The 20462-nt window shown below is 63.4% G+C and carries 17 protein-coding genes and 1 tRNA gene; 7 read left to right on the top strand and 11 right to left on the bottom strand.

Going from position 1 to position 20462, the window contains the following annotated elements:
• Nucleotides 1-8: 8 nt before the first annotated feature.
• Together AC3ANQ_RS10185 and AC3ANQ_RS10180 are read left to right on the top strand one after the other, a co-directional pair.
• Nucleotides 9-623 carry a TetR family transcriptional regulator gene (locus tag AC3ANQ_RS10185; protein ID WP_488304947.1) on the top strand — a complete coding sequence of 205 codons (615 nt, stop codon included), beginning with the start codon at nt 9-11 and terminating at the stop codon, nt 621-623.
• 78 nt (nt 624-701) lie between these two features.
• On the top strand, nt 702-1481 hold the full coding sequence (locus AC3ANQ_RS10180) for an SDR family NAD(P)-dependent oxidoreductase (RefSeq protein WP_488304946.1): 780 nt from the start codon (nt 702-704) through the stop codon (nt 1479-1481).
• A gap of 22 nt (nt 1482-1503) precedes the next feature.
• Here the strand turns inward: AC3ANQ_RS10180 and AC3ANQ_RS10175 are convergent, their stop codons facing one another.
• Nucleotides 1504-2139 (bottom strand): TetR/AcrR family transcriptional regulator, encoded by a 636-nt coding sequence (locus AC3ANQ_RS10175; RefSeq protein WP_488304945.1) that lies wholly within the window; start codon nt 2137-2139, stop codon nt 1504-1506.
• Between the two features lie 135 nt (nt 2140-2274).
• Here AC3ANQ_RS10175 and AC3ANQ_RS10170 point away from each other — a divergent pair, with 135 nt between their 5' ends.
• Complete coding sequence (locus tag AC3ANQ_RS10170) at nt 2275-3321, top strand: agmatine deiminase family protein (protein WP_488304944.1); 1047 nt, start codon at nt 2275-2277, stop codon at nt 3319-3321.
• Nucleotides 3318-5039, top strand: coding sequence for an amidase (locus AC3ANQ_RS10165; RefSeq protein ID WP_488304943.1), 1722 nt, complete (start codon nt 3318-3320; stop codon nt 5037-5039). The genes AC3ANQ_RS10170 and AC3ANQ_RS10165 overlap by 4 nt, the downstream gene beginning before the upstream one ends.
• Before the next feature lie 4 nt (nt 5040-5043).
• Here AC3ANQ_RS10165 and AC3ANQ_RS10160 read toward each other — a convergent pair whose 3' ends face one another.
• The 3 genes from AC3ANQ_RS10160 to AC3ANQ_RS10150 form a co-directional block, all read right to left on the bottom strand.
• Nucleotides 5044-5403 carry a sec-independent translocase gene (locus AC3ANQ_RS10160; protein WP_488304942.1) on the bottom strand — a complete coding sequence of 120 codons (360 nt, stop codon included), beginning with the start codon at nt 5401-5403 and terminating at the stop codon, nt 5044-5046.
• Nucleotides 5404-5582: 179 nt separating this feature from the next.
• Nucleotides 5583-6137, bottom strand: a complete 555-nt coding sequence (locus AC3ANQ_RS10155; protein ID WP_488304941.1) for a hypothetical protein — start codon at nt 6135-6137, stop codon at nt 5583-5585.
• Nucleotides 6138-6281: 144 nt separating this feature from the next.
• Nucleotides 6282-6884 carry a cadmium resistance transporter gene (locus AC3ANQ_RS10150; RefSeq protein WP_488304940.1) on the bottom strand — a complete coding sequence of 201 codons (603 nt, stop codon included), beginning with the start codon at nt 6882-6884 and terminating at the stop codon, nt 6282-6284.
• Between the two features lie 193 nt (nt 6885-7077).
• On the opposite strand from AC3ANQ_RS10150, the gene AC3ANQ_RS10145 reads away from it, so the two are divergent.
• The 3 genes from AC3ANQ_RS10145 to AC3ANQ_RS10135 are packed head-to-tail and all read left to right on the top strand — an operon-like array spanning nt 7078 to nt 12821.
• Nucleotides 7078-7734: a hypothetical protein gene (locus tag AC3ANQ_RS10145; protein ID WP_265979991.1), complete on the top strand. Its 657-nt coding sequence runs from the start codon at nt 7078-7080 to the stop codon at nt 7732-7734.
• Nucleotides 7731-9353, top strand: a complete 1623-nt coding sequence (locus AC3ANQ_RS10140) for a DNA polymerase Y family protein (protein WP_488304939.1) — start codon at nt 7731-7733, stop codon at nt 9351-9353. Before AC3ANQ_RS10145 ends, AC3ANQ_RS10140 begins: the two co-directional genes overlap by 4 nt.
• Nucleotides 9354-9395: 42 nt before the next feature.
• Nucleotides 9396-12821, top strand: coding sequence for an error-prone DNA polymerase (locus AC3ANQ_RS10135; protein WP_488304938.1), 3426 nt, complete (start codon nt 9396-9398; stop codon nt 12819-12821).
• A 148-nt stretch (nt 12822-12969) separates the two neighbouring features.
• On the opposite strand, the gene glgP is transcribed toward AC3ANQ_RS10135, so the two are convergent.
• The 7 genes from glgP to AC3ANQ_RS10100 all read right to left on the bottom strand — a co-directional run bounded on the left by glgP (nt 12970) and on the right by AC3ANQ_RS10100 (nt 20404).
• On the bottom strand, nt 12970-15576 hold the full coding sequence (gene glgP, locus AC3ANQ_RS10130; RefSeq protein ID WP_488304937.1) for an alpha-glucan family phosphorylase: 2607 nt from the start codon (nt 15574-15576) through the stop codon (nt 12970-12972).
• 615 nt (nt 15577-16191) lie between these two features.
• The gene (locus AC3ANQ_RS10125; RefSeq protein WP_488304936.1) at nt 16192-17208 is read right to left on the bottom strand and encodes a LacI family DNA-binding transcriptional regulator; all 1017 of its coding nucleotides are present in this window, start codon (nt 17206-17208) and stop codon (nt 16192-16194) included.
• A 353-nt stretch (nt 17209-17561) separates the two neighbouring features.
• Nucleotides 17562-17637, bottom strand: a tRNA-Ala gene (locus tag AC3ANQ_RS10120).
• A gap of 143 nt (nt 17638-17780) precedes the next feature.
• On the bottom strand, nt 17781-18179 hold the full coding sequence (gene rsfS / locus AC3ANQ_RS10115) for a ribosome silencing factor (protein WP_265979969.1): 399 nt from the start codon (nt 18177-18179) through the stop codon (nt 17781-17783).
• Between the two features lie 66 nt (nt 18180-18245).
• Nucleotides 18246-19487 carry a hypothetical protein gene (locus AC3ANQ_RS10110; RefSeq protein ID WP_488304935.1) on the bottom strand — a complete coding sequence of 414 codons (1242 nt, stop codon included), beginning with the start codon at nt 19485-19487 and terminating at the stop codon, nt 18246-18248.
• Between the two features lie 7 nt (nt 19488-19494).
• The gene (nadD, locus tag AC3ANQ_RS10105; RefSeq protein WP_488304934.1) at nt 19495-20124 is read right to left on the bottom strand and encodes a nicotinate-nucleotide adenylyltransferase; all 630 of its coding nucleotides are present in this window, start codon (nt 20122-20124) and stop codon (nt 19495-19497) included.
• Between the two features lie 46 nt (nt 20125-20170).
• A complete protein-coding gene (locus AC3ANQ_RS10100) occupies nt 20171-20404 on the bottom strand; it encodes a hypothetical protein (protein WP_268021407.1) in 234 nt (77 codons plus the stop codon).
• Nucleotides 20405-20462: the final 58 nt, after the last annotated feature.

Here is a 20462-nt window from a genome sequence, read left to right as displayed (position 1 = left end):
TTCGTTCTATGGAGATTGGCGACACCGGCAGCACACCCAAGGGCGCGGCCACGCGCAGCGAGATCCTTAGGGTTGCCGCTGATGTCTTTGCGCGAAAGGGTTTCGAGCAGACCCGGATGGACGACATCATCCGCGAAGTCGGGCTCACGAAGGGAGCCATCTACTTTCATTTCTCTTCGAAAGCGCTCTTGGCCCAGGCCGTCGTCGACGAGCAAAAGACACGTTGGCTACGCCGCGTCCAAGAGGAAATTCTCAGCAAGGACAATCCACCTGAGGAATTGCGCACTCTCGGGGAGTTCATGGTCAGAACCGTCCTGAGCGACTCTTCCGCGTGGGGCGTGGTGCACCTTGCCAATCAACTGGCCTCCGTGAAGGGGCACCCCGGCGGCGCCTCTCCCCTCGCCGCATGGGTGGACCTCGTAGCGGGCATCCTTCAACGAGGGCGCGCAAGTGGCGTCTTGACGTTTCCAGGAGATCCCAACGACTCCGCAACGGTCGTCGTGGCCGCATTCGATGGACTGAAGTCTGTCACCGACGCCCTCGATCCCCGAGATCTCGACGCCTTCGAGCGACGTGCCGAGCTTCTCTTGCAACTCCTCGAACGGCAGTTCATTTCCAGCTAGCAAGGCATCAGACCCAACAGCCAAAAACCCTATATAACCAAAAAACAAACCGCACAGTCAGTTTATTAGGAGTAGAAAATGAACATCTCAGCCAAAACAGCCCTTATCACTGGAGCGTCTACAGGCATCGGTTCAGTCTTTGCCCGAAGGCTGGCCGCCGAGGGCGCACGCCTGATATTGGTTGCCCGCAGCGAGGACAAGCTTGACGAGCTTGCGCGCGAACTTCGCGAACACGGCACCGAAGTGACCGTCCTGGCGATGGACCTGAGCCTCCCGGACTCTGCGAAGGAACTCCATCTCGCTACCGAAGCCCTTGGACTCACAGTGGACATCTTGGTCAACAACGCAGGCTTTGGGACGCACGGACAAGTTCTCCATGCCGACGCCGACCGCTTCAGCGAACAGATCCAGCTGAACTGCTCCACTTTGGTCGGAACGACGACGCGATACCTGCCCGGCATGGTGGAGCGCGGCACTGGTGCCGTCATCAATATCGCGAGTACAGCCGCCTTCCAGCCAATACCCCACATGGCCGTTTACGGCGCGACAAAGGCGTTCGTGCTCTCTTTCACCCAGGCACTCTGGGCCGAAACACAAGGCACAGGCGTGAAAGTCCTTGCGGTTTGCCCGGGCGCTACGGACACGCCCTTCTTCGAAATCGCCGGCGAGGCGGCAGCCGCTGGATCCATGCGGACTCCGGGCCAAGTAGTGGACACTGCCCTGTCCGCGATCCGCGCGAACAAGCCGAGCGTAGTGGATGGCCGGCTCAACTCCTTCATTGCCCGGGTGGCCGTCAAGCTACTCCCGGAGAAGCTGGTGATCGCGGCGGCGGGACGAGCAGTGCGCCCCGCCAACTAAGCCTCGTAGCTCGCGCGGAGAGCTATCCAGCCTGGCCCGGGAGCAGTGAGCCGCGGGCCGCGCCGACCATGCCTTCCACAGCGCGTGCAAGGTGCGTACCGCGGTCACTGACGCCATCCCAACGCACCAATGCCTGGGCATTCAGGCCGTCCACCATGCCCAGGATCTGCCAAGCAACGGATGGAGCGTCGAAAGTGTCGAACTCGCCAGCCGCGATCCCGGCTTCGACGACACGTTGCACCACCTCTTGCCAAGCATCCATCTGCTCACGAACGCAGGCCGCGAGCGCCTCGTTCCGACGCCCCAGGGTCCACGCCTCCACCCAGATGGCAGTGACGTCCAGGCGACTGCCATCCATGAGCGTCTCGAGGAGCATCCCGAGCCGTTCCAAGGGGGTCGGCAGCCGATCCAGAAGGCCCGAAACCTCCTCGGTCTCAGCCGCCACAATGGTCGCAAAGATGCCCGCAACGAGGGCGTCAACGTTGGGCTGGTAATGCGCAACGAGGCCGGAGGCCACCCCGACCCGCGCTGCCACGTTGCGCAGCGTAATGGCGGAAAGCCCCTGTTCAAGCGCTATTTCCTTTGCAGCCTCGACTATTTCGGCCGCGCGTTCGGCCGGCGTCTTCCGCGCAGCGCGTTTCTGTATGGTGCTTGACATCACACAACAGTCTAAAGTAGGTTTTCATCTTATTGATCACGCGATCAATAAGGAATCCAAATACTCAGCCACACGCCAAGGCAAGGACGCCCTGGCCCTTGTGGCTACCAACCTCAAACCACGGAGGAGTCGTCCATGGCCTGGAGAATGCCAGCCGAAACCGCACAGCACGAGCGCACCTGGATGGCGTTCCCCCGCACCGGCCTGACATTAGGCGACGGCCCGGCGTCGGCGGAAGAGGCCTACGCCGCCTGGACCGCCGTCGCGCACGCAGTGTCTGAATTCGAGCCCATCACCATGGTGGTCGACCCTACCGAACGGAACCGGGCCAATCGCATGCTCGGCTCCGGGATCGAACAGCTTGAGGCACCGCTCGACGAATTCTGGATGCGCGACGTCGGACCCACCTTCGTCGTCGACGACGAACGTCCCGGCGTACTCGGCGCGGTGGATTGGATCTTCAATGGCTGGGGGGCACCGGCGTGGTCCGAGTGGCAAAAGAGCGCCGGGATGGCACGCTTTGTCGCCGAAAAGGCCGGCGCCGAGCTGGTTGGCTCGTTGCTGGTCAACGAAGGCGGCGCCATCCATGTCGACGGTGAAGGCACCGTGCTCGTCACCGAAACCGTCCAGTTGGATCCACACCGGAACCCTTACGCCGACAAAGCCCGGGTCGAGGCGGAGCTGTCACGCACACTCGGCACCACACACACCGTATGGGTGCCGCGGGGCCTCACCCGTGACTACGAGGACCTCGGCACGCGTGGCCACATCGACATGGTGGCCACCCTTCCCTCCCCCGGCCGGGTCTTGCTCCACTCCCAGACCAACCCCGAGCACCCCGATTTCGAGGTCAGCCGCACTCTGCAGCGGTTCTTCGAAACCCAGGAGGATTCCACGGGCAAGCCCTTCGAGATCATTCCGCTGCCAGCGCCCCAGACCCTGCGCGACGCAGAAGGCTTCGTCGACTGGAGCTACGTCAACCACCTCGTGGTCAATGGCGGCGTTATTGCGTGCGGCTATGGCGAAGAGCGGGCCGACGCCTTGGCCGCGGAGATCCTGGCGGAGGCCTATCCGGGCCGTCGCGTCGTCACGGTGGACGCCCGGCCAATCCTCGCCCGCGGCGGAGGCATCCACTGCATCACGCAACAGCAGCCCAAACTCAACAGGCAGGCTGCACGATGAGCCGCTTCGACGTCGTCGAGGCCTCCATTGCGCAGTTGCGGACAGCACTGGAGACCGGCGAAGCCACCAGCGAGGAACTCACCCAGGCCTACCTGGACCGCATCGACGCCTACGACCGCAACGGCATCAAGTTGAACGCACTTGTTGTGATGAACCCCGAAGCGCTCGCAGATGCCCGGGCCTCCGACGAGCGCCGGGCAAACGGCACCGCCCTCGGGCCTCTTGACGGGATTCCGTACACCGCCAAGGACAGTTACTTGGCCAAGGGACTTACGGCTGCCGCCGGCTCCCCTGCCTTCGAACACCTCACCGCTCAACGGGACGCCTTCACCATCGAACGCCTCCGCGCCGCCGGGGCCGTGCTCATTGGCCTGACCAACATGCCGCCCATGGCCAACGGCGGCATGCAACGCGGCGTGTACGGACGCGCCGAAAGCCCTTACAACGCCGACTACCTCACTGCGGCCTTCGGCTCCGGTTCCTCCAACGGCTCCGGAACCGCCACCGCGGCAAGCTTCGGAGCCTTCGGGCTCGGCGAGGAGACCTGGTCCAGCGGCCGCGCGCCGGCGTCGAACAATGCCCTGTGCGCGTACACGCCCTCGCGCGGGATCATTTCCGTGCGCGGCAACTGGCCGTTGGTCCCCACCATGGACGTGGTAGTGCCTCACACCCGGTCCATGGCTGACCTCCTGGAACTGCTCGATGTGATCGTTTCCGACGACGCCGAAACCCGCGGCGACTTCTGGCGCGCGCAGCCCTGGGTGGAGATTCCGGCCGCGTCCCGGGTCCGCCCGGCCTCCTACCCGGCACTGGCGCCATTCGACGTCGACGCCGCGCGCTCGGCTTTAAAAGGCAAACGCTTGGGGGTGCCGGCCATGTACATCAATGCAGACCCCGCCGCCGGCACTAGCGAAAAGCCTGGCATCGGCGGACCCACGGGCCAACCAATCCAGACCCGTGCTTCCGTGATCGAACTCTGGGAAGCTGCTCGGCGGGATCTTGAGTCCGCAGGTGCCGACGTGGTGTTGGTGGACTTACCTGTGGTTTCAAACTATGAAGGCGACCGCCCCGGTGCACCCACCATCGCCACCCGCGGACTCGTGAGCCCCGAATACCTGAAACGGGAGATCGTGGACCTCTCCGCGTGGGCATGGGATGACTTCCTCGCGGCAAACGGGGATCCGGCACTCAGCAGCCTGGCCGACGTCGACGGCACCGCGATCTTCCCGCATCAGGAAGGTTCGCTCCCGGACCGCTATGACGGGTTCGACGACGACATCGCCGACTACCCGGCGCACATCCGCGCGCACGGGGTTGCTTCCGTCACCGACATCCCGCACCTCGAAGAAGGCCTCCGGGGACTCGAACAGACCCGCCGGCTTGACCTCGAGGAATGGATGGATGGTCTCCGTCTGGATGCGGTCGTCTTCCCCGCCGCCGCCGACGTCGGACCAGCCGACATGGACACCAACGAAGCCTCGGCCGAACTCGGTTGGCGCAACGGCGTCTGGGTCGCCAACGGCAACCTCGTCCCCCGGCACCTGGGCATCCCCACCGTCACCGTGCCGATGGGCACCATGCCGGATACCGGCATGCCCGTGGGACTCACCTTCGCCGGACGCGCCTACGACGACACCGCACTCCTAGCCTTGGCCGCAGCCTTCGAAGCAACAGGCGAGCGCCGCACCGTTCCCCCGCGCACACCGCGCCTCGACTGACGGATCAGGTGGATTCGTCGTCGAAAGGGGCCTTTTGCCCGGCGGCCAACCGTACGACCGGCCGGGCAGGAGGCTGCGCTTGGACTGGGGTGACTGGCTCCGGAACCGGATCTTCCTCCAAGAGGGCCTCGCGGATGATGCGTCGGGGATCATATTGGCGTGGATCCATTTTGCGCCAATCAATGTCCTCAAATTCGGGGCCGAGCTCCTGGCGGATCTTTTCCTGCGCGCCAGAGGCCATCCGCCGCAGTTCGCGAATGAGCCGCCCCAGCTTCCTTGCATACTCTGGAAGTTTCGTCGGGCCGAGGACCAAAGCCGCAATGATCAAGAGAAGGACCACCTTCTCGACCGAAATATCGATCATGGCTCCATTCTAAAGCCACCGCTGGGACGTTCCGTTGGCCAAGTCAGACGGCACCTTGTCCAGAGCTGAGCTACTCAAGGCCGTCTCGAAAGCGCTCAAAGAGGGCCGGTTCGACCAGGTGGTGCAACTGGAGGCCACTCCCGCCCAAAAGAATGCCAGTTGGGGATCCTGACGCCAGCCTAGGAGATGGCGTAGAACGCGACGGCGAGTCCAGCAGCCATCAGCGCCTCGCGGACCCCTTTCAATCGAGGCACAGCGTGCGATTTACTCTCGGCAGGCATCGCGAACGTACCTAAAAGCCACCCTGTGGCCGCGAAGGCCATGAGCAGTGCGCCCATGATGTCAACAAGAATGGTGCCCAGTTCGTGTCCTGGATGATCCGACGCGGATCCGGTTCCACTCGCCGCGGAAAGCAGCACCCAGCCTGAAAGGGCCGTCACCAGTGCGCCATAGATCGCCGACAATCGCCCGGTCTCGCCGGACCCTTTCCCTTGGTACGCAATTCTCACAGCGAACGAAAGGAAGACAACGCCAATCGCAACCCCCAACGGCACGGCGGCAAGCGGCGCCCATCCAAGCCCTACCGCCACCATGATCGCGGCCAACACCCCTGCGGCGGCCGCCTCAATCCGGGCACCGACAGCTTTGGCCCGGAAGATGGCTCCGAAACCCAACACTGCCGCCGCCCCGAAAAGCAGCAGCAATGCGCCCACAACAAACCAACTTCGGTACATACCCTGTCAATCCTCCTGCGCACCTCCGGTTGAAGCCCACCCGCAGTCATATCACTTCGGAATGGGAGAATCCTGCGTGTAATGCAGCTTCCCGGCATCCCAGGAAGCCGGAGAGCCGCGCCGTCCTTTGCCAAGGCTTGCCGATTATCCCTGGAACAGCAAAGCAATGACTCCGGAGCGGACAATGATGGTGCATCCTAGAGCGATGTACACCACTGGGATGACCCAGTTCCCGGCCCGGCGGCAGAGGGCACCGACCTTCGGGTGTGCCGTCAGCCAATAGCCGGCGGCACACCACACCGCCACCATCACCGCGAAAGTCAGTCCTGTCGTGACCGTAGCAGCGGGCCCCAGCGAGCGAAATAGCGGTATGTACACGGAAATGTTGTCTCCACCATTGGCTACCGTCACGGCGACAACCACGGGCAGCGTCAGTGACCGTGGCTTCGGTGGATCTCCGGACGGGCGGGCAACCTGGAACAGGGCGTAGCAGCCCAAAACAAGCGGAACCAAGCCGAAAAGACCTACCCACTCCACCGGGACAGGAGTGAGTGCCCAGGCTGCTGCAGCCGCCACGACCGTCAGTATTCCGATGCCGATGTACTGGCCTACCCAGATTCTCCAGTATCCAGGTACGCTCCGCGTCCTGGCCGACAGGAAAAGAACCGACAAAACCAGGACGTCATCGAGGTTTGTCGCAGCAAAGGCTCCAGCCGCTGTCAGTACGGTGCCGCCCAGATTTTCCATCGCTCCCGAGACTACCGTCTGAGGCACAGGGTCTTTCGCTGAGCACATGCGCGGCGTAGACGCGGTCTCCCGCGCAAGATCCTCCGCCGCCATTTCAGGGGGCACGAGCGGTGCGCAACTCGGAGTAGTCCAAGCGTTCGGGATGGAATCCTGAGCAATTGACTCATTCGAATATATGTTCGAAAATTGAACCATGTCTTCCCGCCTGACTTCCGCCTCGCCAGCTTTGCTGCGCGATGACTTGCAGGCGAAAATCCACCTTATGCAGGGCAAGCGCGGCAGCGAACGCTCCCTGCCCGTACTCCCCTCACTCAGCCGGCTTCTACCGGGCGGACTTCGCCCGGGTGCGGCGTATTCCGTACAGGGATCCATGTCACTGGCAATGGCCTTGTTGGCTGGCCCCTCACGCAATGGCTCGTGGTGCGGAGTGGCAGGGCTTCCTGACTTCGGGATCGAGGCGGCAGCAGGTTTCGGCATCGCGCTCGATCGACTGGTGCTGGTGCCTGACCCCGGGGCTAGCTGGACTCCTGTGATCGCCGCCATGGCGGACGTACTCTCGGTGGTGCTTGCATGCGCCCCGGAAAGGGTGGCACCGGCAGAGGCTGCCCGCTTGGGAGCCCGGCTCCGCGAGCGGAGTTCCGTCCTGATTGTCCTGGGACCATGGCCACAGAGTGAAGCCGTCTTGCAGGTGAATGGATATGAGTGGGCCGGGCTCGGGCAGGGCCATGGACATTTCGCCAAGCAGGAACTTGAGCTCGAAGTGGCTCTCCGGGGTAGTTCCCGCAGGGCATCCGTGGATCTTGCGGACAGCGGCCCGGTAGATCTGTCCAGTCATCGGATTGGAGCATGATGCTGGTACGGGTTGAAACACCGGTACGCGCGCTGGTGACATGGTTCCCGGATTGGCCGCTTGTCGCCGCCCGCTTGGCAGATGCCCTGCCTCCGGACGTGCCGGCGGCAGTCATCGGCAAAGGGGTGATAGCTGCCTGCTCCGCGGAAGCCCGGGCAGAAGGAGTCGTCCGGGGCTTGCGGCTGCGGGAAGCGCAGACCCGTTGTACCGGCTTAGTGGTATGCGCCGTTGATCCGGTGCGGGATGCACGGGAATTCGAACCTGTGCTCTCATCGCTTGAGGAACGGACTCCTGGCGTGGAAGTACTCCGACCGGGCTTATGCGCTATCCGGGCCCGGGGGGCCGCCAGATATTATGGCGGTGAGGAAGCGGCCGCGGGCGCTGTACTTGAATCGGCCGACCTCCTCGGCGTGGAAGCCAGGGTGGGGATCGCAGACTCCGTGTTTGCCGCCGAACAGGCAGCCCGGAGCACCAGTGAGCTCTCCCCCCTCCTTGTGCTGCAGCCAGGCTCATCCCGGGATTTCCTAAGTCCATTTCCGGTGGAAGTACTGGGACAGCCGAAGCTGGCTTCCTTGCTCAAACGCCTTGGCATTCTCACTTTGGGGAGTTTCGCGAACCTTCCGGTTGCAGATGTCCGTGCCCGTTTCGGTGCTGCGGGAATCACTGCGCATGCTTTGGCAAGCGGCCAGGATCCTCGCAGGGTGATCCCCCGGACGCCCCCACGGAAACTGGATCAACGGGCGGAGTTCGAACCAGGCCTGGACCGGGTTGACCAACTCGCGTTCCAACTCCGCGCCACTGCCGACACCTTCGTGGCCGGACTCCAGACGGAAGGGCTGGTTTGCACGGAGCTAAGGGTTCTGATCGCTGACGAAGCAGGGAGCCGCTCCGAACGTACGTGGGGACACCCCCGTCATTTCACAGCCAGCGACGTCGTGGACAGGGTGCGTTGGCAACTTCAGTCGCAGCCCCCTGCCCGAGCCAACGGCACAACGGCCAACAGCGGAATGCCCGACGGCGGCACAACCGGCGCCGGGCTATCCTCACCGGTCATCGGGGTGGAGTTCGTCCCCGTCCGGGTGGATTCCATCGCCCATCATGGGCGTGCTCTCTTCGGGGATGGAGCCGAGGAACAGATTCACCACGGACTCAGCCGGATACAAAGCATGCTGGGGCATGAAGCCGTAGTAGTGCCCGCGATCTCGGGAGGTCGGTTGTTGGCCGAGCGGCGCAGCTTGGTTCCTTGGGGCGATGCCTTGCCCCCGGGAACGGCTGCCTTGGCCTCCAGGCCATGGCCCGGCAGGATTCCAGACCCGCAGCCCGCCACGGTGTTCGCTTCCCTCATCCCGGTCCTGCTGCTGGATGCAAACAAGGAAAAGGTCCGTACAGACCATCGCGGCGGATTGCTTGCCCCACCAATGTGGTTCTGTCCCAGCGGAGACCCTGCACGACGGCGACTGGTGGCTCAGTGGGCCGGCCCCTGGCCGCTAAGACAGAGATGGTGGGACGCCGACCACCGCCTTGAAGCGGACCGGTTCCAGCTTGTGGACGGCAACGGAGAGGCCTGGCTCCTTCTCCTGGACGAGCAGAACTGGTGGGCAGAGGCCCGCTACGACTGAACAGCCAGAGTGGAACACCGAACTTTAGGCAGGAAGACAAAGATGGCTTGGAACAACCCGTCAATCCCATGGTCGGAGTTCGAACGCACGCTGTCAGACCGGCGCGGGCAGGACACCCACAAGACCAAAGGGGACGGCGGTGACAGCCCCGCCTGGTCAAGGAAACGCGGGCCTTACCGTCCGGTCCCCCTCAATCCCGCAAGGACTGCATCGCAAGCGGGTACCGCCGTCGTGCCTTATGCCGAACTGCACGCCCATTCGCATTACAGTTTCCTGGACGGCGCCTCCTCACCCGAGAAATTGGTTGAGGAAGCAGTCCGGCTGGGCCTCCATGCCCTCGCGCTGACCGATCATGACGGCTTCTACGGGATCGTGCGAATGGCGGAAGCCGCCGAAGCCTACGAGCTGAAGACAGTGTTCGGCGCTGAGCTGTCACTCGGACTCAGCAAACCCCAGCAGGGCGAAGCCGATCCTGAAGGTGACCATTTGCTCGTCATCGCACGCAAGGAAGAGGGCTACCACCGGCTGGCAGGAGCGATGACCACCGCACATCTGGCTGCTGATGCGGAAAAGGGCCACCCCATCTACGATCTCGACACCCTGGCGCACGCCCTCAAAGACCATTGCCTGATACTTACCGGATGCCGCAAAGGCTCAGTCCGGAGAGCCCTCCTCAGCGATGGCGAGCATGCCGCTGCACGGGAAGTAGATGCGTTGATCGATAGATTCGGACGAGGAAATGTGGTTGTGGAGCTCTTCGACCATGGGAACCCCCTCGACAGCAGCCATAACGACGCCCTCGTCCGTATTGCCGAGCGTGCGGGCATACCTTTCATCGCCAGCAACGCCGTGCATTATGCCGCTCCGGAGGGATACCCGCTGGCCGCAGCCATGGCAGCTGTCCGGGCACGCCGCAGCCTGGAGGAACTGGACGGGTGGCTACCCGCAAACAGCGGCGCCCATCTACGGAGCGGTTCCGAAATGGCAGCGCGGTTCGCCCGCTACCCCGGCGCGGTGGAACGGACTGTCGAGATCGCTGACCAGCTTGCGTTCCAGTTACGGGCTGCCCGTCCGAAGCTCCCGAAGCTCGATGTTCCTGCTGGGCACAGTCTTATCACTTGGCTCCGGCACCTCGTCGACGAAGGTATCAGGGAAAAGTACCCGGATGCGGACGAACGGGTCCATAGCCGGATCGAGCAGGAACTCGCAGTGATCGAGGCGAAAAACTTCCCCGGATATTTCCTGATTGTGCACGACATCGTGCAGTTTGCCCGCTCCCGAGGGATCCTTTGCCAGGGCAGGGGATCCGCGGCGAACTCTGCCGTCTGCTATGCGTTGGGGATCACCGCCGTCGACAGTATTTTCTACAACCTTCCGTTCGAGCGTTTCCTCTCCAGCCTCCGCGAGGAAGAACCGGACATCGACGTCGATTTCGACTCGGATCGGCGCGAAGAAGTCATCCAATACGTCTACGGCAAATACGGACGGTTCAACGCAGCCCAGGTAGCGAACGTCATCAGCTACCGCCCGAAGAACGCTGTCCGCGACATAGCCAAGGCACTCGGCTACAGCCAGGGCCAGCAGGACGCTTGGTCCAAACGGCTCGATCACTGGGGCGATCTCAGCGAGGGCAAGACCAATAACATCCCCGCCCCGGTCCTGGAGCTTGCGGACCAGATACTGGGCTTCCCCCGCCATCTGGGCATCCACTCCGGCGGGATGGTCCTCACCGAACGGCCCGTTGGCGAGGTGGTTCCCATCGAGCGTGCCCGGATGGAAAACCGCACGGTTCTGCAATGGGACAAGGACGATTGCGAATGGATGGGCCTGGTCAAATTCGACCTTCTCGGCTTGGGCATGCTCGCCGCCCTGCAGTACTCCTTTGATTTAATCGACAAGCATTTCGGTGAGCGCTGGACCATCGAGGGTATCCCGCGGGAAGAGCCGGCTGTCTACGACATGCTCTGCCGGGCCGACTCGATCGGGGTGTTCCAGGTGGAATCACGGGCCCAGATCAGCACGCTGCCACGTCTGAAGCCGAGGAGATTCTACGATCTGGTGGTGGAGATCGCGCTGATCCGCCCGGGTCCCGTCCAGGGTGGCGCGGTCCACCCGTACATACGACGCCGTGCAGGCAAGGAAGACATCACGTATCTTCATCCGCTATTGGAGCCGGTCCTTGAACGGACTTTGGGTGTCCCCTTGTTCCAGGAGCAGCTCATGCAGATGGCAGTTGCCGTGGGTGGCTGTACTGCCGAGGATGCGGATCTACTCCGTCGAGCCATGGGCTCCAAAAGGGGGCGGGAGAAGATCGAGTCTCTTGAGGCCAAACTCTATGCGGGGATGGCTGCCAACGGGATCAGCAGGGACGACGCCGACGCAATCTATGCCAAGATCCAGGCCTTTGCGAACTTCGGCTTCGCGGAATCCCACTCCTTGAGCTTCGCGGTATTGGTCTACGCAAGCTCGTGGCTGAAGCTGCACTATCCTGGCGCATTCCTCGCGGCCCTGCTCCGGGCACAACCCATGGGTTTTTACTCCCCGCAAACCCTCGTGGCGGATGCCCGCAGGCATGGGGTCCACGTGTTGCGCCCGGATGTCCTGCATTCCCTTGCCGAGGCAACCCTTGAAGTGCTCGACGAGGTCACAGGGGCGGGTCAGGTGGGCGGCATGGATTCCTGCCTGGACTTCCATCAGCCGGAGATCGGCCTATTCCAGCAGGATCAGCCACGCGAGGACCACCTGCACCGACGGGATAGCTCCCACGCAGTGCGGCTGGGACTCGACGGCGTCACGTCCATCGGGACTGAGGTAGCGAAGCGGATCGTGGCTGAGCGGGAGGAGCATGGCCCCTACCGGGACATGGCGGATCTGTCCCGCCGCGCGAATCTCAGCGCGGACCAGCTGGAGGCACTCGCGTCCGCCGGCGCACTCGATTCTCTGGGGATGAACCGCCGCGAAGCACTGTGGCAAGCCGGCGATGCCGCCCTGGAGCGGGAAGGACAGTTGCCAGGGACACACGTCGCCATCCAGCCGCCGTTGCTACCCGAGCTCTCGCCCCAGGAGAATGTTGCCTACGACATGTGGGCGACAGGCATCAGCACCGATGACCACCCGATGCGGCACGCACGCAACGGGCTGGATTCCAGGGGTGTGTCGCGGATTGACCGGCTCTCCCAGGTCGAGTCCGGCACGCGTGTTGAAGTGGCCGGCGTCGTGACCCACCGCCAACGCCCCCAGACCGCGCAAGGGATCACCTTCGTCAATCTCGAGGACGAGAGCGGCATCCTCAACGTCATCTGCAGCGTTGGCCTCTGGAAGAGGCACCGCCGCGTGGCCCGGGAATCATCCGCGCTGATCATCCGGGGTTTCCTCGAACGCTCGCCGGAAGGAGTCACCAACCTCGTGGCGGACAAACTTGAACCCCTGGTTCTGACAGTGAAGTCCAACTCCCGTGATTTCAGGTAGCCAAGTACCAGCCGCGGGCCGGGTTGCGGGTCAGATCAGATTCGCCGTGATCCTATCGCAAGATCCCCCGGAAAGGACTCTACTGCGGTGCGGATGCTTTGGATGGATGACACCCCCGCTGCTCGGCCGGCAGCGGGGGTGCACACTTTCATGCGTTTGCGATCAGCCCCAGTTCGGCCTTCGAGGCCAGGGAGGGGTGCTTCGGGAACACGCGGACGGTGTAGCCGAAGGATCCGGAGCGGTTGATCAGGATGGAGCCGGTGAACAAGTGCCGCCCGTTGCCAAGGTCCTCCGTTTCGGTCAGCTCGACCAGCGCCACGTCCTCGAGCGTGTCTCCGTCCTGGGCCCGGCCATAGGCCACCTCCACGCTGACGTCGTCCGGTGTCAGGGTGTGCAGGGCGATGTAGGCGTTGACCTGCAAGGTGTCGCCGATCTGCGGCTCCTCGGAGACTCCCACGGAGTCGACGTGTTCCACGATCAGCTGCGGCCAGGCGTTGCGGACCTTGGTGGTCCAGGCCGCCAGTTCCTTCGCTTCCTTGAACGAGGCCGTTCCCGCCTGCCTGCCGGCGACAGCCGCCGGGCGGTAGAGGGTGTTGACGTAGTCGTGGAGCATGCGGTCGGCCGAGACCGCGGGGCCGAGGTGGGCCAGGGTGTGCTTGATCATGGAGACCCAGTGCGTGGGGACGGCTTCCGGGCTGGACTGGGAGGGACCGGCCGCGCCGGCTTCCGCGGAGACCGTGGAGCCGTAGAAGCGCGGGGCCACCTGGGTTTCCAGGAGCTCGTAGAGGGCGGCGGCCTCGATGTCGTCGCGTTCGGAAGGGGAGGCGTCGTTGTTGGCGGTGGGGATCGCCCAGCCGTTCTCGCCGTCGTACATTTCATCCCACCAGCCGTCCAGGACGGACAGGTTCAGGGACCCGTTGATGGCCGCCTTCATGCCCGAGGTCCCGCAGGCCTCCAGGGGCCGCAGCGGGTTGTTCAGCCACACGTCGCAGCCCGGGAACAGGGTGCGGGCCATGGCGATGTCGTAGTTGGGCAGGAACACGATCCGGTGCCGGACGGCGGGATCGTCGGTGAACTTCACCAGGTCCTGGATCATCTTCTTGCCCGCGTCATCCGCCGGGTGGGATTTGCCGGCGATGACCAGCTGGATGGGGTGCTTGGGGTGCAGCAGCAGCGCCTTGAGGCGGGCGGGGTCCCGGAGCATGAGGGTGAGCCGCTTGTAGGTGGGCACGCGCCGGGCGAAGCCGATCGTCAGGACATCCGGGTCCAGCACGGTGTCCGTCCAGCCCAGTTCCGCATCCGCGGCGCCGCGCTTCTTCCACGAAGCCCTCAGGCGCGTCCGTACATCCTCCACCAAAGCGGAGCGCAACTCACGCCGCAGAGTCCACAGCTCCGCATCACTCACGTCGTAGATCTTGTCCCAACCGGTGGCATCCACATCACTGCTGCCAAAGTACTTTGCAGCCAGCCTGCTCATCTTCGGGTCGATCCAGGTGGGCACGTGCACGCCGTTGGTGACCGAGGTGATGGGGATTTCGGAGTGGTCAAAGCCCGGCCAGAGCCCGGAGAACATCTCCCGGGACACCACCCCGTGGAGCTTGGCCACGCCGTTGGCCCGCTGCGCCAGGCGCAGGCCCATCACGGCCATGTTGAACACCGCGGGGTTGCCGCCGTCGTAGTTCTCCCGGCCCAGTTCCAGGACCTTGTCCACCGGAACATCCGGGGCCAGGCCGGCGTCGAAGAAGTGCCTGATCTGCACGGCCTCGAACCGGTCGATCCCGGCAGGCACGGGGGTGTGGGTGGTGAACACCGTGGACGCACGCCCCGCGGCCAGGGCCTCGGACCACGTCAGCGGGGCCTCGGCGGACATGAGCTCCTGGATCCGTTCGACGCCCAGGAACCCGGCATGGCCCTCGTTGGTGTGGAACACCTCCGGAGCCGGGGTGCCCGTGAGGCGCTGGTAGACGCGCAGCGCCTTCACCCCGCCCATGCCCAGCAGCAGCTCCTGCTGCAGCCGGTGGTCACCGCCCCCGCCGTAGAGGCGGTCCGTGATCCCGCGCGCCGCGTCATCGTTTGCGGGCACGTTCGAGTCCAGCAGCAGAAGCGGAACGCGCCCGACGTCGGCCCGCCACACGTGCGCCCGCAACTTCCGGTCACCGGGCAGCGGCAGCGTGATCAGGGCCGGCGAACCGTCTTCCTCGCGCAGCAACGTCAGCGGCAGGCCGTCCGGGTCCAGCACCGGGTAGGTTTCCTGCTGCCAGGCGTCCCGCGAAAGGGACTGCTTGAAATAGCCCGCCTGGTAGAGCAGCCCGACGCCGATCAACGGCACGCCCAGGTCCGAAGCGGCCTTCAGGTGGTCCCCGGCCAGGATCCCCAGGCCCCCGGAATACTGCGGAAGCACCTCCGTGATACCGAACTCGGGCGAGAAATAGGCAATGCATGCCGGAGCGTCCGGACCCAGACCCTGGTACCAGCGCGGCTCGCTCAGATACCGGTCAAGGTCCGCAGCCGCGTGCTGGACACGCTCAACAACTGCAGCATCCGCTGCGAGCTCATGCAGTTCCTCGCGGCTGACCAGACCCAAGAACGTCATGGGGTCATGCCTGCCCTGTTCCCAGGCCTCGGGATTCAGCGCGGAAAACAGTTCACGCGTCGGCAAATGCCACGACCAACGCAGGTTCTTCGCCAACCGTGACAACGGGGCGATTGCTTCCGGCAGAACCGTCCGGACCGTGAACCGTCGAATAGCCTTCACTTCCGGCCACCTTCGAACGCGGCGAGGGCCGGTTTGGTCAACGTTTCCATGTTGTACCTCCAAGAGGTTGTTGTGATCATTGGGGAGATTTCGGGTAGGGGGAACCCGGTGCCGTCAGGTGAGGAGGCTTTTACGGCTCCGCCTGAGCAGGGCAAGCGCTTACATGCTTTGAGCGGGCGCCTTGAACCCAGAGGCGCTCCGGTGATGAGGCTCAGACGAAAGTAGCGGTCTCCAAGTTCCGTCCTCGCGCTAATCCAGGGCCTCTACGGCCCAGGATTAAGGGGATGCGGTTGCTCATGGACCCGCGGCGAGAGCCTGGGAATTCCAATTCCGGGCCGCCTGCCATCAGCTGCATCGTCAACACCCGGGACTGGTACCGAATGATTCCAAGCACGAGTTACTTCCTTCGTCTCTAGGAACACTGATCGGAGACCATCCACCATGTTGTACCAGGAGGAATCTCATCGCCGTTTCGTCGACGCGCCTTGTCGACGCGGGTCGATGGCTCGACAGTAGTTGGCGGCGCAGCGGTGTGTCAAATATCACAATCTCGTGTGATGGGACCGCGTAATGATGTGTCGTTTTGGCGGGTTGCCCCCAAACGACGCAATTTTTTTACGGCTGAGTGACGCGTGCCAGGGTGGTGCTTCCTCGTAATGTCAGCGCCGGTTCAGCCAGCCACTGCAGAGCCTCCGAACCTTCGCCTTTCAGGCGGCGCGAAAGAAATTGGGCTGCCTGCCGCCCCATTGCCCGGGGCTCGGCGGACGCCGTGGTCAGAGCGGGCATGAAGCGCTCCGCGGAGCCGGCACTGGTGTTGATCGCGACAATGGAGAGAGACTCGGGGACTCCCCAACCATGGGTCGCCGCCGAACCCAGAAGGCCTGCAGTTGCCGCTTCATTGATCATCACGAGGCCGGTTGTTTCCGGGGATTCTTTGAGGATCTGTCCGAACACGTCGCGACCACCGACAAGTGAGCTTGCGGCTGGGAATAGCCGAGCAGTGATCCCGTGCCGCGACGCGGCAGCTGCCACGGCATCCCAGGATCGGACCATCGGGCCGTATCCGGTGTCCAGGGACTCCCGCGAATGCGTCACGAGGCCTATTTCCGTGTGCCCAAGGCTGACGAGGTGGGACACTGCCAGCTCGCCCATGGCTTCAAAATCCGCGTCCACGAATGCCAGGTCATCGGCATCCGTCGGCCGTCCGATCGAGACGAACGGAACACCGGTTTCGATCAAGATCGGAATCCGCTCGTCGAATGACCTGACTTCCATGAGGAGGATTCCATCCACCAAGCCCTGGGCCACGACCCGCTGCATCTCGCCCAGATCGTCAGGGTCCATTGGCCACAGAAGCAGATGGTATCCGTCCGCGCGCGCTTGCTCCGCCGCGCCTTGGACATACTCGAATTCCGTGGTGTTCATCCCTTGCTCCCCGACCGGGAAGATCAAAGAGACGATGCCGGTCCGCTTACCAGCCAGTCCTTGGGCAAGGAGGTTCGGCGTATATCCAAGGTCGGACATGGCCTGAAAAATCCGCTCACGCGTTTCGGAGGCTATCGGCCGGACGCCGCTGAGGGCATAGGACACAGTGCTTCGGGAAACGCCAGCAATCCGTGCGACATCGGCCATGGTTACCAAGTACTATCCCCCTACGTTGTCGGCGGCCGGTTGGCGATACGCCAGCGAATGACCGCAATCCGCCTGACGGCGATGCCCACCAATAGTAAACCGTAATCGGTTGGCAAAGTGGTGCAGCCATGCTGAGCCCACTGTTCCATACACTCAACAGCTATGCGAGTACGCGGTCCCGAGGGTGCCTGGTTCACGACACGAAAAAGGGAACCACCCCCTCGGGTGATTCCCTTCCCACAAGACTGAGGCCCCACTCGAAAAATGGAACCACCCCTCGGGTGATTCCCTTCCCACAAGACTGAGGCCCCACTCGAAAAATGGACAGGTCCACATTCCAAACAAGGCCTCTATGGTGGAGCTGAGGGGACTCGAACCCCTGACCCCCTGCATGCCATGCAGGTGCGCTACCAGCTGCGCCACAGCCCCATATTCTTGCTGCTTCACGAACCGTGGACTGGCGCGAAAATCTCGTCCAGTTTTCGGATTCCTCCGAAGCAACTCAAATATCTTAGAACAGCATTTCCGAAAATTCCAAATCGGGCATATTCGGCCGGATTGCCGCTCGGCGCCTAGGATTCCTCGATGGCCGGAGCCTTCGCCGAGGCGTCGTCACCGAGATCCAGATCCACCACCGGGCAGTCTTTCCACAGGCGTTCCAAGGCGTAAAAGACCCGGTCCTCGGTGTGCTGGACGTGCACCACGATGTCAGCGTAGTCAAGAAGGACCCACCGGCCCTCGGAACGTCCTTCGCGGCGGACAGGACGAAGATCCTGCTTGAGCAGCTCTTCCTCGATGCCGTCAACAATGGCGTTGACCTGGCGTTCCGTCGGAGCGGACGCGATCAGGAAGACGTCGGTCAGGGCCAGACGCTCGCTGACGTCCAAGGCGATGATGTCCTCGGCCAGCTTGTCCGCTGCCGCGCGCGCTGCGTGGCGGGCTAAGAGGACGGATTGTTCATGTGCAGTCACGGGACTCCTTGTATGCGGCTTCGAAGATAGATCGAAGCCTGTTTGATGGCCTAAAGCCTATTGTTGTCAGCGGGAAAGTCCGCTGGTGATCATGATGATGCCCGTAATCAGGGCGACGACTCCGATGCCAACGAGCCCCAGGACAAGGAGCCGGGTACGCTGGGCGCGTCCGAGTCCCGCGGTCGCGGCGTCGAGCGGTTCAAGTCCGTAAGCCGAACTTGCCGAGATGGGCGGGTGCTCGGCCGGTTCGGCAAACGCTTCGTCACCTGATGCGGAGTCCGACGCCGGGCGCCGACCTGCCGCTTTAGCGGCGGCTTCCGCACGCGCCAAGACGCCGGCCCGGCCGCGCAAGTTGCGTGGTTTGCCCGGCGCCGACTGCCCGGACTTCAATTTCGGTGCAGGGGAAGTCACAAGAGGGACAAAGGTGGTGCCGGGAGGCTTCATGACGGGACGATCCAGTCCCGGAACCATGACGAATTCCAAGGGCGTGACCATGGCGAGGTTGCTGGCCGCAGAAGGCTCAACCCGGTCCTGAGCAGGACGGCTGTTCTGTTCAGCAAGCTTCTGCTTGGCCATGGCCCTCTTGTTGAGGATCGCCTCGCGTTCAGCCTGGGCGATTTGTTCCGCCAGCACCTCAGGATCAGCAGGCTCAACGTCCGCCCCGGAAGCCTCAGGTTCGGCGACCGCGATCTTTCGCACTGCCGATTCCATTGCGGCGATGTGCTCAAGCTTGTTGGACTGGTTGTTCGCTTGTGCAGCCAGGAGCTCGCGCGCCATCAAGGCCTGCTCCACGGTCATTTCCGGCGCGCCCGGAGGCGGCCCTGCCGTAACCCGGACACCACCGTCCGGCAATGTGCCGATGGGGGTGCCGCCGGGTTGCTGCTTGCCGGAAGCCTGGGCTGGGATGCTGGATGTCCTGGGCCCGGATCCGGGTGCTGCGACGATCGGGATCGCCGAAGTACCAGGGGCAACTTCCTCTTGCAGCTGCTGCAAGCGCAACTGACGGCGTGTAGGGGGACCGCCTCGGGAAAGTTGCTGCTCTTTGTCCGCCAATTCCTTGATGGCGCGGAGGGCGGCACGGTCGCGGGCACGGGCTTGGGATGAACGTTCCGCAGCCGGCTTCGCATCCACAGGGGCATCCGCTACGCGGCGCACCCGATTGACCGAGGCTACCCCGGGCGCATGGTTGGCGTCGTCGGACGAAGCGTTCTCCGCTGCGTCGGGGCTTCCGCCCGTTTGTTCCAGGCTGGCGTCCCGGGCTCGTCGAAGGTCACGCCGGCTACGGATGGGGGGCTGTTCCTGGCTCATTCAAAACTCACTCAGTACGTGCTTGGTGGTCTGATCCGGTCATAGCATGCAGGGGCTCCCCCATGCCGGGTTTGCCCGAGTACAGCTTGTATTTGGCGATGTACTGCACCACGCCGTCGGGCACGAGGTACCAGACCGGATTGCCTGCACCCACGCGCGCGCGGCAATCCGTCGAGGAAATCGCCATGGCAGGCACTTCCAGGAGGCTGACGTCCTCCCTGCCCATGCCATCGAGAACATGGCCTGGCCTGGTGACACCCACAAAGTGCGCCAAGGACCAGAGCTCGTCGACATCCTTCCAGGACAAGATCTGCGCCAAGGCGTCCGCGCCCGTGATGAAGAACAGATCGGCGTCCGGCCGCTGGGTCCGCAGATCGCGCAGGGTGTCGATAGTGAACGTCGGACCGGGGCGGTCTACGTCCACACGGCTTACCGTGAAATTGGGATTGGAAGCCGTGGCAATGACAGTCATCAAGTATCGGTGCTCAGCTTCGCTGACCTGCTTGTTCGACTTCTGCCAGGGCTGTCCGGTAGGCACGAAGACCACCTCGTCCAGCCGAAACTTGGCTGCAACCTCACTGGCAGCAACCAAGTGGCCGTGGTGAATGGGATCGAATGTCCCACCCATCACGCCCAAGCGAAGCCGACGCCCCGTTTCCTCGAAGGGTTTTGCGGCGGAAATGTTAGTGACCCAGCCCTGGGTGCTTGGCCGGGTGCTGGCGGTGCGGATCCGAGTGCTCGTCGACGGCGTCGTGACGGTTTCCGAGGTTGGTGTAGGAGACTGCCACGAACATCAGGACCAGGAGGATGCAGAAGATAGTGATGCCGAAGACGAACGGAGGAACCCACAACGGCGCCGGCGCCTCGCTCTCGCCCCCTTGAGCGAGAATGGAAATGGCGATCTGCTGAAACTGCATTTTCTCCCCTAGCGGTTCAAAGGATTGTCGACGGCGGATCCTCCCACCGTTCAGGACT

This window comes from Arthrobacter sp. DMZ02-1R (assembly GCF_057747935.1).
Note: the sequence above shows the minus strand (reverse complement) of the source record. Positions and strands in the feature narration are given on the sequence as shown.